This is a genomic window from Enterobacter sp. MG-EB028, assembly GCF_056673305.1.
The window spans coordinates 1806935-1822107 of record NZ_CP195079.1 but is presented as its reverse complement, the minus strand read 5'-3'; the positions used below and the strand labels follow the sequence as shown (position 1 = coordinate 1822107).

At 54.6% G+C, this 15173-nt stretch carries 20 protein-coding genes; 10 read left to right on the top strand and 10 right to left on the bottom strand.

Annotated features, from left to right (window positions below):
* Positions 1–162: 162 nt before the first annotated feature.
* Positions 163–801, bottom strand: a complete 639-nt coding sequence (gene rutR / locus ACR42C_RS08575) for an HTH-type transcriptional regulator RutR (RefSeq protein WP_116340759.1) — start codon at positions 799–801, stop codon at positions 163–165.
* 245 nt (positions 802–1046) lie between these two features.
* Here rutR and rutA point away from each other — a divergent pair, with 245 nt between their 5' ends.
* The 7 genes from rutA to rutG are packed head-to-tail and all read left to right on the top strand — an operon-like array spanning position 1047 to position 6481.
* Positions 1047–2138 (top strand): pyrimidine utilization protein A, encoded by a 1092-nt coding sequence (gene rutA / locus ACR42C_RS08570; protein ID WP_116340761.1) that lies wholly within the window; start codon positions 1047–1049, stop codon positions 2136–2138.
* Positions 2138–2827, top strand: coding sequence for a pyrimidine utilization protein B (gene rutB, locus ACR42C_RS08565; protein WP_320721042.1), 690 nt, complete (start codon positions 2138–2140; stop codon positions 2825–2827). The genes rutA and rutB overlap by 1 nt, the downstream gene beginning before the upstream one ends.
* Positions 2828–2838: 11 nt before the next feature.
* Entirely contained in the window at positions 2839–3225 is a 387-nt protein-coding gene (gene rutC / locus ACR42C_RS08560) for a pyrimidine utilization protein C (RefSeq protein ID WP_008499822.1), read from the top strand.
* 7 nt (positions 3226–3232) lie between these two features.
* Positions 3233–4033, top strand: a complete 801-nt coding sequence (rutD, locus tag ACR42C_RS08555; protein ID WP_479985011.1) for a pyrimidine utilization protein D — start codon at positions 3233–3235, stop codon at positions 4031–4033.
* A 9-nt stretch (positions 4034–4042) separates the two neighbouring features.
* Positions 4043–4633: a malonic semialdehyde reductase gene (locus tag ACR42C_RS08550; RefSeq protein ID WP_163328696.1), complete on the top strand. Its 591-nt coding sequence runs from the start codon at positions 4043–4045 to the stop codon at positions 4631–4633.
* A 12-nt stretch (positions 4634–4645) separates the two neighbouring features.
* Entirely contained in the window at positions 4646–5137 is a 492-nt protein-coding gene (rutF, locus tag ACR42C_RS08545) for an NADH-dependent FMN reductase RutF (RefSeq protein WP_479985186.1), read from the top strand.
* Positions 5138–5158: 21 nt separating this feature from the next.
* Positions 5159–6481, top strand: coding sequence for a pyrimidine utilization transport protein G (gene rutG, locus ACR42C_RS08540; RefSeq protein WP_192983046.1), 1323 nt, complete (start codon positions 5159–5161; stop codon positions 6479–6481).
* A 58-nt stretch (positions 6482–6539) separates the two neighbouring features.
* Here rutG and ACR42C_RS08535 read toward each other — a convergent pair whose 3' ends face one another.
* From ACR42C_RS08535 to ACR42C_RS08520, 4 genes are all read right to left on the bottom strand, one after another.
* A complete protein-coding gene (locus ACR42C_RS08535) occupies positions 6540–7040 on the bottom strand; it encodes a GNAT family N-acetyltransferase (protein WP_320721053.1) in 501 nt (166 codons plus the stop codon).
* A gap of 27 nt (positions 7041–7067) precedes the next feature.
* Positions 7068–7337: a type II toxin-antitoxin system TacA family antitoxin gene (locus ACR42C_RS08530; RefSeq protein ID WP_008499829.1), complete on the bottom strand. Its 270-nt coding sequence runs from the start codon at positions 7335–7337 to the stop codon at positions 7068–7070.
* Between the two features lie 61 nt (positions 7338–7398).
* Complete coding sequence (locus tag ACR42C_RS08525) at positions 7399–8316, bottom strand: DMT family transporter (protein WP_320721040.1); 918 nt, start codon at positions 8314–8316, stop codon at positions 7399–7401.
* 118 nt (positions 8317–8434) lie between these two features.
* Entirely contained in the window at positions 8435–8605 is a 171-nt protein-coding gene (locus tag ACR42C_RS08520) for a con-10 family general stress protein (protein ID WP_023311077.1), read from the bottom strand.
* A gap of 390 nt (positions 8606–8995) precedes the next feature.
* On the opposite strand from ACR42C_RS08520, the gene wrbA reads away from it, so the two are divergent.
* Entirely contained in the window at positions 8996–9592 is a 597-nt protein-coding gene (gene wrbA, locus ACR42C_RS08515) for an NAD(P)H:quinone oxidoreductase (protein WP_041910554.1), read from the top strand.
* 20 nt (positions 9593–9612) lie between these two features.
* On the top strand, positions 9613–9840 hold the full coding sequence (locus ACR42C_RS08510; protein WP_014883300.1) for a YccJ family protein: 228 nt from the start codon (positions 9613–9615) through the stop codon (positions 9838–9840).
* A 33-nt stretch (positions 9841–9873) separates the two neighbouring features.
* Here ACR42C_RS08510 and agp read toward each other — a convergent pair whose 3' ends face one another.
* Positions 9874–11115, bottom strand: coding sequence for a bifunctional glucose-1-phosphatase/inositol phosphatase (agp, locus tag ACR42C_RS08505; RefSeq protein WP_116340774.1), 1242 nt, complete (start codon positions 11113–11115; stop codon positions 9874–9876).
* Positions 11116–11512: 397 nt separating this feature from the next.
* Here agp and ACR42C_RS08500 point away from each other — a divergent pair, with 397 nt between their 5' ends.
* Positions 11513–12076, top strand: a complete 564-nt coding sequence (locus ACR42C_RS08500) for an OmpH/Skp family outer membrane protein (protein ID WP_320721039.1) — start codon at positions 11513–11515, stop codon at positions 12074–12076.
* Positions 12077–12265: 189 nt separating this feature from the next.
* Here ACR42C_RS08500 and ACR42C_RS08495 read toward each other — a convergent pair whose 3' ends face one another.
* The 4 genes from ACR42C_RS08495 to ACR42C_RS08480 are packed head-to-tail and all read right to left on the bottom strand — an operon-like array spanning position 12266 to position 15167.
* Complete coding sequence (locus ACR42C_RS08495) at positions 12266–12820, bottom strand: hypothetical protein (protein ID WP_116340778.1); 555 nt, start codon at positions 12818–12820, stop codon at positions 12266–12268.
* A 29-nt stretch (positions 12821–12849) separates the two neighbouring features.
* On the bottom strand, positions 12850–13449 hold the full coding sequence (locus tag ACR42C_RS08490) for a LuxR C-terminal-related transcriptional regulator (RefSeq protein WP_320721038.1): 600 nt from the start codon (positions 13447–13449) through the stop codon (positions 12850–12852).
* Between the two features lie 28 nt (positions 13450–13477).
* Complete coding sequence (locus ACR42C_RS08485) at positions 13478–14383, bottom strand: hypothetical protein (protein WP_302220011.1); 906 nt, start codon at positions 14381–14383, stop codon at positions 13478–13480.
* 10 nt (positions 14384–14393) lie between these two features.
* The gene (locus tag ACR42C_RS08480) at positions 14394–15167 is read right to left on the bottom strand and encodes an OmpA family protein (RefSeq protein WP_116340784.1); all 774 of its coding nucleotides are present in this window, start codon (positions 15165–15167) and stop codon (positions 14394–14396) included.
* Positions 15168–15173: the final 6 nt, after the last annotated feature.

Below are 15173 nucleotides of genomic sequence, written 5' to 3'. Positions count from 1 at the left end.
CGAGGGCTAAAAGACAGCACAGAACAGTCCCCTCTCCCCATAGGGGCGAGGGAGAAAAGACAGCTCAGAGCAGTCCCCCTCTCTCCATAGGGGCGAGGGCTAAAAGACAGCACAGAACAGTCCCCTCTCCCCTTTGGGGAGAGGGTTAGGGTGAGGGGAGAACTAGCGCGCGCGGATCCCTTCAATAATCATCCGCTGCACGTTTTCCAGCGTACTCTGGAAAAACGCCTCGTCCTGGAGCGTTTTGCCGGTCACCGCCTCAACCTGGGCCGCAAAGTCAGCGTAATGCTGGGTGGCGGCCCAAATCATAAAGATCAGGTGCTGCGGGTCGACCGGGGCCAGCTTACCGCTGGCTACCCATCCGGCAATAATCGCCGACTTATCGTCAACCAGCTGCTTTAAATCTCCGGTTAATTCCGCCTGCAGCAGCGGCGCGCCCTGTAGCATCTCAAGACAGAACAGCCTTGATGCCTGCGGGTAATCGCGCGACACCTCCAGCTTCAGGCGAATATACTCTTCGATCGCCACCAGCGGGGCCAGCTCTTCACGGAAGGCCTTCAGCGGTGCCAGCCAGATATCGAGGATCTGCTGCATCACCGCCACGTACAGCGCCTCTTTCGACGGGTAATAGTAGAGCAGATTGGTTTTGGATACCCCGGACTGCTCCGCCACCTGCTCCAGGCGCGTGCCGTGAATGCCAAACTGCGAAAAGGTCTCCAGCGCCGCGCTGAGGATCGCCTGCTTCTTGGCGCTCACCGCCTGCGAACGTTTACCTGGTGTTTTCACTGCGCCTTGTGCCATTCCCGCTCTCCTTATTCTGCGTTGCCCTCAGCATAGCAAAACCCCCGTCTCGCCACGACATTCTGCACTCCCATCGCGCATGAATGCCTGTTTTCTGTGCAACGTTTTTGACCAGTTAGTCCACATTTGCCGACATCAATTCCCCAACCTCTGATTAACACATTAATAACACAGCCATTTTCAAAACTGGCACCGCCTTTGCAAAACCACCGTTACACCTGCGACGTAATGAAGAGAGGTTCGTGATGAAAATTGGCGTATTTGTACCCATCGGCAACAACGGCTGGCTTATCTCGACCACTGCACCGCAATACATGCCGACCTTCGAGCTGAATAAAGCCATCGTGCAGAAAGCGGAGCACTACCATTTCGACTTTGCGCTTTCGATGATCAAGCTGCGCGGCTTTGGCGGTAAAACCGAATTCTGGGATCACAACCTGGAGTCCTTTACCCTGATGGCCGGGCTGGCCGCGGTCACCTCGCGGATCCAAATCTACGCCACCGCCGCCACCCTCACTCTCCCCCCGGCGATCGTGGCGCGCATGGCGTCCACCATCGACTCCATCTCCGGCGGGCGCTTTGGTGTTAACCTGGTCACCGGCTGGCAAAAACCGGAGTACGAGCAGATGGGGCTCTGGCCGGGTGACGATTACTTTTCCCGGCGCTACGACTACCTGACCGAATACGTGCAGGTGCTGCGCGATCTGTGGGGCACCGGCAAAAGCGATTTCAAGGGCGACTTCTTCACCATGAACGACTGTCGCGTCAGCCCGCAGCCGTCTGTGCCGATGAAGGTGATTTGCGCCGGGCAGAGCGACGCGGGGATGGAATTTTCCGCCAAATACGCCGACTTCAATTTCTGCTTCGGTAAAGGGGTCAACACCCCTGCCGCCTTCGCACCGACCGCCGCGCGAATGAAAGAGGCCGCCGACAGGACCGGGCGCGACGTGGGCTCCTACGTGCTGTTTATGGTCATTGCCGACGAAACCGACGAGGCCGCGCGCGCCAAATGGCAGCGCTATAAGGACGGCGCCGACGAGGAGGCCCTGAGTTGGCTTACGGAGCAGAGCCAGAAGGATACCCGCTCCGGCGCGGATACCAACGTGCGCCAGATGGCCGACCCGACCTCTGCCGTCAATATCAACATGGGCACCCTGGTTGGCTCGTATGCCAGCGTCGCCAGAATGCTTGACGAAGTGGCGGCCGTGCCCGGTGCCGAGGGCGTCCTGCTTACCTTCGATGATTTTCTCACCGGCGTGGAGACCTTCGGCGAGCGCGTCCAGCCGCTGATGCAGTGCCGCGCCCACATCCCTGCCGTCACGAAGGAGGTGGCGTAATGACGACCCTTAACGCACGCCCGGAAGCCATCACCTTTGCGCCTGAGCAGAGCGCGCTGATCGTGGTGGATATGCAAAACGCCTACGCCAGTAAAGGCGGCTATCTGGACCTGGCGGGGTTCGACGTCTCCGCCACAAGGCCTGTGATCGAGAACATCAAAACCGCCGTCGCCGCCGCGCGCGAAGCGGGGATGCTCATCATCTGGTTTCAGAACGGCTGGGATGACCAGTACGTCGAGGCCGGCGGCCCCGGCTCGCCCAACTTCCACAAGTCGAACGCCCTGAAAACCATGCGCAGGCGGCCCGAACTGCAGGGCAAGCTGTTGGCAAAAGGCGGCTGGGACTATCAGCTGGTGGACGAACTGGTACCGCAGGCGGGTGATCTCGTCCTGCCGAAACCGCGCTATAGCGGCTTTTTTAACACCCCGCTCGACAGCCTGCTGCGCAGCCGGGGCATTCGCCATCTGGTCTTCACCGGGATCGCCACCAACGTCTGCGTGGAGTCGACCCTGCGCGACGGCTTTTTCCTCGAATATTTTGGCGTGGTGCTGGAAGACGCGACCCATCAGGCCGGGCCGGAATTCGCCCAGAAAGCGGCCCTGTTCAATATCGAAACCTTTTTTGGCTGGGTCAGTAACGTCAGTGATTTTTGCGACGCCCTGAATCCCCCGCTCGCCCGTATCGCCTGAGGAGACACCTGATGCCAAAATCCGTGATTATTCCGCCGGGGACCAGCACCCCGATTGCCCCGTTTGTTCCCGGCACCCTCGCCGACGGCGTGGTGTATGTCTCCGGCACGCTGCCGTTTGATAAAGACAACAACGTGGTGTTTATCAACGACCCAAAGGCGCAAACCCGCCACGTGCTGGAGACGATCAAAACCGTGATCGAAACGGCGGGTGGCACCATGGAGGACGTGACCTTCAACAGCATCTTTATCACCGACTGGAAAAACTACGCCGCGATTAACGAGATTTACGCCGAGTTCTTCCCCGGCGATAAACCGGCCCGGTTCTGCATTCAGTGCGGGCTGGTGAAGCCGGACGCGCTGGTTGAAATCGCCACCGTTGCGCACATCGCGAAGTGAGGCAGCCATGAAACTCTCCGTCTCGCCGCCCCCGTATGAGGGCGCGCCAGTAGTGGTCTTTATTTCCGGTCTCGGCGGCAGCGGCAGCTACTGGCTGCCCCAACTGGCCGCGCTGGAGCCGGAGTATCAGGTGGTGTGCTATGACCAGCGGGGAACGGGCAATAACCCTGACACCCTGCCGGACGGGTACAGCCTTGCGCAGATGGCGGACGAGCTGGCCCAGGCGCTGGCTGATGCCGGGATTGCCCGCTACAGCGTCGTGGGTCACGCGCTGGGGGCGCTGGTCGGCCTGCAGCTGGCCATCGACAGGCCCGAAGCACTCACCGCGCTGGTGTGCGTCAACGGCTGGCTGACCCTCAACGCCCACACTCGCCGCTGCTTTCAGATCCGCGAGCGCCTGCTCCATTATGGCGGCGCCCAGGCGTGGGTCGAGGCGCAGCCGCTGTTTCTTTATCCGGCAGACTGGATGGCGGCCCGCGCGCCACGCCTGGAGGCAGAAGAAGCGCTGGCGCTGGCCCATTTCCAGGGCAAAGACAACCTGCTGCACAGGCTCAGCGCCCTGAAAAAGGCCGACTTCAGCCGCCATGCCGCGCGGATCCGCTGCCCGGTACAGATCATCTGTTCCGCCGACGACATGCTGGTGCCCTCTGTCTGCTCGTCCGAGCTGCAGGCGGCGATCCCGCACAGCCACAGCGCGGTAATGCGCCAGGGCGGGCATGCCTGCAACGTTACCGAGCCGGACACCTTTAACACCCTGCTGCTGAACGGGCTTGCCAGCCTGCTGCACAGCCCTGAACCCGCTTTATAAGGAGCCTTGATGAGCGAAGCCATTACGCCCGCTGCGCTGGAAACCCTGTTTACCAGCGCCCGCACCCACAACGGCTGGCTGGATATTCCGGTCAGCGACGAGACGCTGCGCGAGATCTACCATCTGATGAAATGGGGGCCAACATCCGCCAACTGCTCCCCGGCACGGATTGTGTTTGTGCGAAGCGCAGAGGGAAAAGAGAAGCTGCGCCCGGCGCTCTCCAGCGGCAACCTGGAGAAAACGCTCACCGCCCCGGTTACGGCAATTGTCGCCTGGGACGGTGAATTCTACGAGCGCCTGCCTGAACTGTTCCCGCACGGCGATGCCAGAAGCTGGTTTACCGCAAGCCACGCGCTGGCGGAAGAGACCGCCTTTCGCAACAGCTCAATGCAGGCCGCCTACCTGATTTTCGCCTGTCGCGCCCTGGGGCTGGACACCGGCCCGATGTCGGGCTTTGACCGCCAAAAGGTTGACGAGGCCTTTTTCACCGGCACAACGCTTAAAAGCAATCTGCTGATCAACATTGGCTACGGCGATACCCGCAAACTCTACGGGCGCCTGCCGCGCCTGGCCTTCGACGATGCCTGCGGACTGGCGTAAGGAGCGATCGTGATGACACCGGATAAACAAACCTTTCGCGACGCCATGGCCTGCGTTGGCGCGGCGGTCAACATCATCACCACCGACGGCCCGGCGGGGATGGCAGGCTTCACCGCCAGCGCGGTGTGCAGCGTCACGGATTCACCGCCCACCCTGCTGGTGTGCCTGAACCGCGGCGCATCCGTCTGGCCAACGTTTAGCGAAAACCGCACCCTTTGCGTGAATACCCTGAGCGCCGGGCAGGAGCCGCTGTCCAATCTGTTTGGCAGGAAAACGCCGATGGAGGAACGCTTTGCCGCTGCCCGCTGGCAGACGGGCGACACGGGCTGCCCGCGCCTGGAGGATGCGCTGGCCTCGTTTGACTGCCGCATCAGCCAGGTGGTGAGCGTCGGCACCCACGACATTCTGTTTTGCGACATTGTTTCGATTGTTCGCCACCCCGCGCCGCAAGGGCTGGTGTGGTTTGACCGCGGCTACCACGCGCTTATGCGACCCGCCTGTTAACCCGCTCTAAGGAGACAGACCATGTTCGGATTTCCCCACTGGCAGTTGAAATCGACCTCTACAGAAGCAGGCGTGGTCGCGCCGGATGAACGCCTCCCGCTCGGGCAGACGATGGTGATGGGCGTTCAGCACGCGGTCGCCATGTTTGGCGCCACGGTACTGATGCCAATGCTGATGGGGCTGGACCCCAACCTCTCTATTCTGATGTCGGGTATCGGCACGCTGCTGTTCTTTTTCGTCACCGGCGGGCGCGTGCCCAGCTACCTCGGATCCAGCGCCGCCTTTGTCGGCGTTGTCATCGCCACTACCGGGTTTAACGGCCAGGGGATCAACCCCAACCTGAGCGTGGCCCTCGGCGGCATCATCGCCTGCGGTCTGGTGTACACCCTGATTGGTCTGGTGGTAATGAAGATCGGCACGCGCTGGATCGAACGGATGATGCCCCCCGTCGTGACGGGCGCCGTGGTGATGGCGATTGGCCTGAACCTTGCGCCAATTGCGGTAAAAAGCGTCTCCGCCTCGCCGTTTGAAAGCTGGATGGCGGTGATCACGGTGCTGTGCATTGGCCTGGTGGCGGTATTTACGCGGGGGATGATCCAGCGGCTGCTGATTCTGGTCGGGCTGATTGTTGCCTGTCTGGTTTATGCGCTGCTGGCCAACGTTTTTGGCCTCGGCAAGCCGGTTGATTTTACCCTGCTTCACCAGGCCGCCTGGTTCGGCCTGCCGAAGGTGACCTCACCCACCTTTAACACCCAGGCGATGATGCTTATCGCCCCGGTGGCGGTGATCCTGGTGGCGGAAAACCTGGGGCACCTGAAAGCTGTGGCGGGGATGACCGGGCGCAGCATGGACCCGTACATGGGCCGCGCGTTCGTCGGCGACGGGCTGGCGACTATGCTCTCCGGTTCCGTGGGCGGCAGCGGCGTCACCACCTATGCCGAAAACATCGGCGTGATGGCGGTAACCAAAGTTTACTCCACGCTGGTCTTCGTGGCGGCGGCGGTGATGGCGATGCTGCTCGGCTTCTCACCGAAGTTCGGCGCGCTGATCCACACCATTCCGTCACCGGTCATCGGCGGCGCGTCGATTGTGGTGTTCGGGCTGATCGCCGTGGCCGGCGCGCGTATCTGGGTGCAGCATCGGGTCGACCTCAGCCAGAACAGCAACCTGATCATGGTGGCCGTCACGCTGGTGCTGGGCGCGGGCGATTTTGCCCTGACGCTGGGCGGGTTTACGATTGGCGGAATTGGTACGGCGACCTTCGGCGCGATCCTGCTTAACGCCCTGTTGAGCCGCCGGATGGCCGCTGCGCCGCAGGGCGAGGTGGTACATCAGGATTCGTGAAATCGATATGTCGGGTGACGGCTACGCCTTACCCGACCTGCATGCTCCTTAAGAGCGATCACGCCTGCTCAAACAGCCGTTCGATAGATTTTGTCGGGAAGAACAAAGAATGGCTGTTGTCGCCTGCCAGCGGGATAAACCCCAGCTTCAGATAAAATCGTTTAGCCTGCTCGCTAAGGGCATCAACAAATATTCCGTGTACTCCCACAGCCTGCGACGCCAGGTAAACCACGCGCATAGCGTGTGCAACAAGCGTTGTTCCCCACTCGTTTCCCTGTAGTTCTTTATGAATAGCCAGACGTCCCAGCGTCACGCTGGGTACGTTGCTATAAGGGATCCGACGCTGCTGAGTCTTTGAAGGAAGCATCGCTCTTTCAAAGCAGCTTCCCGATAGCGTGTAATAGCCCAGGACGCGCGGACGATCGCGCTCTTTAAGCAGGTAGGCTCGTAAAATACGCCCATTGTGCTGACGCACCAGGTGTTCTGCAAGGAAGGCATTTAGCGAGGGTTCACCACAATCAAAATCCTCGAAGTCGTAATCGGTTCCCTCAGATAACATTTCGATCGTGAGATTTGCCACGACGCTTCACTCCATGTTTCGAAGACGTTTTGCTGCTCGTTTCAGGCGTTCATTTGGCTCAGGCGGATTGTCGATGGCATCCATCACCGCATTCCATGAGGCTTCGTTTAATACGAGACGACGGTGCTGCTCGATGACCTCAGCAGCACGCTCTGACGCGCTGTTCACCATAAATTGGGTGATCGTTTGATTCGTCATCGCCGCCGCTTCTTCAATCATTGTTTTGTCTTCGTCCGTTAAGCGAAGATCGATACGCTGTTTTTTAAGTGCTGGCATGGTTTACTTCACCGTGTACGGTATTTATCCGTACATATCCTAAGTAACGTTGCGCTTTTTTTCAATCTAAACCTTTTTCAGCAGTCAAATGACTCGCTTCACTCCGACGCTTTCTGAGCTTTAACTCGCTCACCAGCACCCCGGCGACAATAAATGCCGCGCCCACCAGCGCGAGCAGCGGTAAACGCTCACCTGCAATACGTCCGAAAATCCCCGCCCAGACCGGTTCTCCGGTATAAATCACCGTCGCGCGGGTTGGCGATACGCTGCGCTGCGCCCAGTTCATGGTGACCTGAATAATGGCGCTGAAGATACCCAACCCAAGCGCGACCACCACCAGCCCGGTGGAGATCGGCGGTACGGACTCCCCTGCCGGCACCATCGTCGCAAACGCCACCAGCGACGCGGTGGCGAGCTGCACCACCGTCACCCGTTTGACGTCGACCTTGCCCGCCCAGGCGCTAATCAGAATAATTTCCGCCGCAATGGCAATCGCCCCAATCAGGGTGATGATTTCGCCCGGCCCCAGCGCCAGCAGATTATTTTCCGGCCCGGCCAGCAGGATCAGGCCGATAAACGCCAGCACGATGCCAATACAGGACATCAAACCCGGAATTCTGCCGAGACAGAGCCACTGCAAAAGCGGCACCAGCGGAACATACATCGCTGTGATAAACGCGGATTTGCTGCTGGAGATGGTCTGCAACCCCCACGTCTGCAGGCTGTAGCCCATCGCTATTGCCACCCCAATCGCCACGCCCGCCTTGAGCTCTTTCAGCGTCAGGCCCCGCAGCGTTTTAAGGGATATCAGCCCCACGGCTATCGCCGCCGTCGCGAAGCGCAGGCCAACGAAAAAGAAGGGATCGCTGAGGGTCACCGCGTACTGGACGGCCAGAAAGGTCCCGCCCCAGAACATGGTGATGAGAATGAGGATAGCTTCCTGCGGTTTTACGGAAAATTTAAAGCGTGAGACGGACATGCGGCACCAGCAAGTGAGATCAATTCTCTAGTGTGCGTCGCCTTTGGTTACAGTTCAATGTTGCAGAAATAAAAAAACCGCCGGGGGAAACCCGGCGGCAGGGATTCAACCCGGCGTGTTACTTACTGCTGCCGTGGCTGTTTTTCCCCCCTTTTTTACCAGCCTCTGATGCGCGCTGAGGGTCATTTTTGAAGTTCCCCCCGCTGTGCTGGCCACCTTTACGACCTGCTTCTGATGCTCTTTCACGGTCTTCAGCGAAATTACCTGAACCACCACGATGGTTTGCCATCTCTAACCTCCAGAGTGTGAAACATTAGACATCATATTGCATTCAGTAAAAGAGGATTCTTTCACCTCGCGGCTCAAGGACAGCGCCTTTATCTGTGCCGCGTGAAACTAAGCTTAGTGGACTGAGGCTATCCGGCAAGTCACAGGTAATATCCTGCAACATGATCTCAGTCTTTCGGGTGAGTTGACGCGACGGAGACTCATAAACCTTTCTTATCATTTCAAAAAACGGCGGCGAGAAAGTTGTTTCATTTTGCTACAAACCTGTTTACCCACCATATTGTTATAAATCAAAGAAATGCCGTTCATTTTTGCAGTCTGGCCGTGATGACATATCTTTAAAAGAACGCAGCGATCCGCTGTCAGAAAAACCAACGAGGAGTGATGCAAAATGGCAAAAGTTCTGGTGCTCTATTATTCCATGTATGGACACATTGAAACCATGGCTCACGCGGTAGCAGAAGGCGCAAACAGGGTGGACGGCGTTGAGGTTGTGGTGAAGCGCGTACCGGAAACCATGCAGGCGGAAGCCTTCGCCAAAGCCGGGGGAAAAACACAAAACGCCCCGGTCGCCACTCCGCAGGAGCTGGCGGAGTATGATGCGATTATCTTCGGCACCCCGACCCGCTTCGGCAATATGTCAGGCCAGATGCGAACCTTCCTCGATCAAACCGGCGGGCTTTGGGCGTCCGGGGCGCTCTACGGCAAACTCGCCAGCGTATTCAGCTCTACCGGCACCGGCGGTGGCCAGGAGCAGACGATTACCTCAACCTGGACTACCCTTGCCCATCACGGGATGGTAATCGTGCCGATTGGCTACGGCGCGCAGGAGCTGTTTGACGTTTCCCAGGTGCGCGGCGGTACGCCGTACGGCGCAACCACCATTGCCGGTGGGGATGGCTCGCGTCAGCCAAGCAATGAAGAACTCTCTATCGCCCGCTATCAGGGTGAATACGTCGCGGGTCTCGCCAAAAAACTCAACGGCTAATACCCAACAGGAGGACAAGCATGCCAACTCAAGAATCCAAAGCCCACCGCGTGGGCGAATGGGCAAGTTTACGCAATACCTCTCCGGAGATTGCCGAAGCTATCTTTGAAGTCGCGAAGTACGATGAAAAGCTGGCGGAGCAGATTTGGGAAGAAGGCAGCGATGAAGTGCTGGTGCGCGCCTTCGAAAAAACGGACAAAGATTCGCTCTTCTGGGGCGAGCAAACCATCGAACGTAAAAACGTCTAAGCGTTTCCCCCCGCCGCAGCGGGGGGTTCTCTTTTACTTCGCCGCGTTATTCATCACCGCATTGAATTTATCGACAGGACAGAAGCCGTTCGCATCCACCGGGCAGCCCTTCAGCTCCAGCGTCACGCGCTGCGCGGGCGACTGCAGCGACAGCACGCTGGCGTTTCGCAGCTGCTCCGAGCTCTGATAGACATACTCAATTTTCATCAGCTCCTGATTGCTGTTTTTGTCATGCCAGCGCTGGAAGACAATTTTGCCGCCAATCGGGGTACGCTCCTGCTGGTCGTGCAGCTGATACGGCTTGAAATCCAGCGCGGTGAGCAGGGAAGCGATGTTCGAATCGTGCCCCACCAGCAGGGTGATTTTCGGCGCTTTTGCCTGTTCGGTGACCAGGGTTTTATCGATATATTTCACCAGCGGCTTCGCCACGTTTTGCGCCACCTCGGTCGAGGTAAACAGCGAGTCCTGATAACCGTTCTTCAGCTTCGACAGCACGCGCCACTGCTGGTCGGTTTTGATTTCGCCCCAGGCCACCTGGTCGGCCGGGAAGCCTTCGTAATACTGCAGCGTGAACGCGTCCACCAGCGAGTTACCCACCTTCAGCGGCCCGGACACGCCAGGCTCTTTTTCATAGTCGGCGCTGAAGGCATCTTTCGCGTCTGCCAGCGAGCAGACCTTTTTCTCCTTGCAGGACGGGGAATCCGCGTAGTTCGTCATCTGCTCAAGCAGCTTATAGCTTTCACCAAGCTGCATTTTCTGCCGTTCCGTCTCCATCGCCTTGAGCGCTTTTTCGCGGAATTCCGGCGAGTTGTCGGTAATCACCGGATTAAAGGTCGGGTCCATGGTGCCCATTTTTTCCTGATGATGCACGGGAACGTCGCAGCCCGGGAACGCACCGGTAATGAAGAACTGCGCGGTCGCGACGGTACGCTGCAGGCTGTTGGCGTAAGCATACACGCTATCTGCTGGCGGGCACTCTCCCGTCTTCACCATCCCCTGCTGCGCCAGCCACTCGCGCATGTAATGGCCCATATAGACTTCCAGCACGCCACCCTTGGTAGTGAGCTGACCGCCCGGCACTTCCCACTCCGGCCACTGCTTCGGCGTGGACTGCTCCAGCACACTGCCGTTATTGGCGAGCGGCGCACGCAGGTTGTGACGGCTCATGATTAACACCTGCTCCAGTTGATAGCCTTCCGGCGCGGTTTGCGCCTGTACCCCGGAGCTGAGCGCGACGCTGCTTGCCACGGCGATCGCCAGTAGTGCTTTTTTCATCCCTCATTCCTCGCTTTTTTAATCATCGTAATGAGTGTGACAGGTTTGTGACAGATTGCGCGGATGGGGGTCGCAAAGTGCGGAGTTGGGTGCGCCAGTGCAACGAAAACGGTATGAAGGATATAAAACATCAGCAGACAGGAATAATAAGAATAAAACGCTTCATTAATAAATTTCCTTTCACCAACTTACCGCGCGTGAAATGCAAGGCTATTCAGACCTTAACATGCATAAACTTCATTCTTTCAGAGCGTAGTACTGCCTCACCCTACTCTGCTGGTCAATTGTTTTTATGAAACAGGTTTTTTGAAATTTAATTCAGCATAAAAGTAATATACAAGGGCCTTCAGGCTTACCATGAAAATAATACTCAGGAAGCCACAGGATTTTATTTAACATGATCGCCCACAAACAGGGAATAAAGATGATAAATAAATCATACTCTTTTTACGCAACAACTATAGTACTACTGCTCTCTCTTTTTTCTGGCTGCGGCAAGAGCCAGGCGGAGCAGAACGTTGCTTATTTTGATCTGGCGAAGGTTATGAGTTTGCCAGAACTTAGGCAGCAGGAGAGGGCGTGGCTAGATTCAGTTATAGAAGTCGTAAAGCAAGAAGAGATAAATGCCTTGAAACGGTACGAAAATCTGGAAGAAGAAGCACGTATAGCGGCTCTGGAATCTAATGCGATAAGGCTTCATAAGCTGTTGACGACGGCCAAACGGACGGCGAAAACCAGGATTATCAACCAGGCCATTGAGACAGCCGAGGCGATCGGTAATATAAATGGATTACGCCTTGTCAGATATGGTTCTCTGATTTTGTCAGGTTCTGATGATATTGATATTACCGACCTGGTCATTAATGAATTAAAAGAGAGTAAAATTGAATTTGGTCCTCTCCCCTATTTCTCGGGTGAAACTGATTTCATCAACTATAAGGCTTCGCACTCAATGTGGTAAAAATATGCTGGAGCCTTAAGCCCTTTCGACTCCAGCAGCACCAGTATGAGGTTGGTCATGTGCCCCGTCCCGGATAACCCCGCTTCCTACGGGGGTACAAACGGTCGACTCAGAAATCCTTTGAAAGCGGGTAGGTTGACGTGCCTTGTAGGTCAGCGCCGGCGGTAATGATGGCTTACTCATCAGGCTTTAAACGGATGCGATCTTCATCTCAATCTCCTGCAGGTCGCTGTGGAAATATCCTTCCACGTCAGTCGGTTTGAAAATATTTTCCCAAATCTGGTTAATGACCTCTGGCGTGGAAACGGCAACCTCAATAAACAGTGCAAAGATAAGTGAAATCCCTTCAGGCAGATGGGTGTAAGCTCTTCGACTACATACCTGGTTAGCCCTGAACTCGATAAGAGAGATATTCTTTTTGAAGAGGAGATCAACATCTCTCTCGGTCTTCAAATCTAAAATTTCCTTGTAAAATCGGTCAGAGATAATCGCATGTTCATTTACGGTATCGGCACTCATTAACGTACAGCCAAACCTTTCACACAGATCCTTGTCCATAGCCTTTACGAGCAAACTGTTTTTTGCGTAGGTGGTAATCGGATTGAGAAACTCCTTGTTTATCAATCCCAGAATAACTTCATTCTTGGTCTTGCCTAAGGTTCTGGATATAGCACTTAGGGCGTAAAGCACATCCCTGTCTATTCCAGAAACCGTTAACTCAATGTTTTTATCTTCATCGTACATCGGATCGATCTCCCTGTTAGAGAAAATATTTACAGCTTACTGTCAGTATTTAATATCGTGTTCTTAACAATGAAAACATCAGCCAGGGTCTTGATTCCACACTTGGTGAAGACTCTATATTTGTAGGTATAGACGGTTTTCACACACATATTCAGACTTCGTGCAATATCATGAATACTCCTTCCCGCGATGATCGCATTCATGATGTATCGCTCTGTAAATGTTAAGTACAAACTTGCAAACGAAGTAATGTGATCTGAAGCTATTACCTTATTGGTTAATACATTACAGATTGCCTTCAGAAAACAATTTAAGGTATTTTTGATTAGGTAGACATTGCCTCTAACCTGAATCCTGACAATATCACGAATGATTGCGAATATAAATGACTCCCTGGTGACACTGCGGGGTGTAATAAATTCATTTACCCCATTGTAACGCACATCAATAAGGTTGATAATTCGCGAGGCCCCATGGTGCTTCGTTAACAATGCAGGGTTCTCGGCCACGGCAATCTTCAGGCCATCGCGGCTTAATTTCGGTGCGATGCGCTCCTCAATTAAGCATTTCAACCCATGCGTAAAATAGGGATTTTTGCAATGTATGGCTATGAGTATTGAACGGTTCATAAAACTTCCTGTATGGAATGAAACATAATCATTCAGCGGGTATCGTAGTCACTTTTGCGTCAGCAGCCAGATTAACGGTTATGTAATAATCTTTACCCATGATTTTCCCGTTCCCAAGCCATGGGATTTGCTGATAAGCCAGAAGAAAACCGTCACCTTCTTTTGAAAGGGAAGTCCCTTGATTATCAGTTATTTTGTACCCTGCGCTTGAGAGTTCACTCACTTCAACACCAGCAGACCGAAGTGTTTCAGCATTAATTTTAATCGCATTTAAATATTGGGCGGCGTAGCTAGCAATTGACGTATCAAGATCTTTTTTAAGCTCAGAAAAAGAATATTCAGATTTCTGTTGCAAATCATTGGCTATTAACGAATAAAACTGGGCCGTGGATTTCGCCACGGCCATTTGATCGATGGCCAGTTCGTTGAAACGTGCTTTATCCCATTCGATAGTCACGGATGGTTCCTGTTTATTGCTTTGATTCATCAGTGGCCAGAATGACCACGTTTTGCTCTTATTATTATCTGCGTCTTTCGTCTTTTTGATCTTATATGCATCCAGATTCATTTTATTGTGCAGGGAGATCGCAAGCCACGATGCACAAGCTTTTTGCTGATGTTTACTGTCTCTATTCACCAGCAGCGAAAGCGGGTTCCCCGAAGCGGGAATGGAAGAGATATTGACATTATTTTTCGTCAGGATGAAATTGATCTCATCCTGACGTTTTACACCGCGGGCAAGATCGCATATGAGGCGCATCAGTGGCTTATTCTCTTTTCCATTAACCAGCGGAAAGGCGCTCTTGAGTGCATCATTGATTACCGTATAGGCCGGCATGCTGATCGTATTGAACGGTCTGTAATCCTGCTCAGCAACGGCATTCGCAGGATTTAACAGTAATTGTGATGAAATCAAGGCCATTTTTGCGCTCATATGCTATTCCTTATTTTACTTCTATTGTAATTCGACGGTTTTCTGCCAGGCAGGCGATCACGGTTGGTGATACAGGCCCTGGACACATCACGCGTGGCATCATCGATCCCATACCTTCAATCGCGATCACAGAAGGAGAAATGCCTTGTTCGATAAGAATTTCTTTTACTGCCTGCGCACGGGCCATTGAAAGCAGGTAATTTTTCTCCTGCGAACCAATTCTGTCCGTATGGCCAGTGACCTTGATACTCTGAGGCTTGTTACTCGTCTGTTGAATCTCCTCCGCAACCTGGCGAATTGTACGCACACCCTGCGGGCTTAATCTGCTCTCTGCGAAGGCGAACAAGGCTTCCGCCGAGATATCTTTATTATACGTATTGCCTTTTGTTTTTTGGCCCGCTAACGTCAGGCAATTTTCTGGTTTAAACCAGGTGCTGCCAATTTTCATACGGGAATCAAATAGAACCTTATATTGGCATGTAATTTCTTCGCCTTCAGCGTTGGGAATATGGACAATGTAATCCCATTCTTTTACGCCTAATACACCCTCATTGAAATGTGGAACGCCAATCATTTCATATAAATTATGCTTGGTCATGCCGGGTTTTATTCTGGAAATATTCTCCAGCGTAACGTAACTCCCCTCTCCGACTACCGCCTGGTTTAAATCCGGGAAAATAGGTGAAGCCGTTTTTCCTGCTTTATCCACGTCGCTGATAGAGTGAGTACAGCCGACCAGCGCCATTGAAAAGGCAATGGCCAGTTTATTAATGTGCAGTTTCATTTTGTG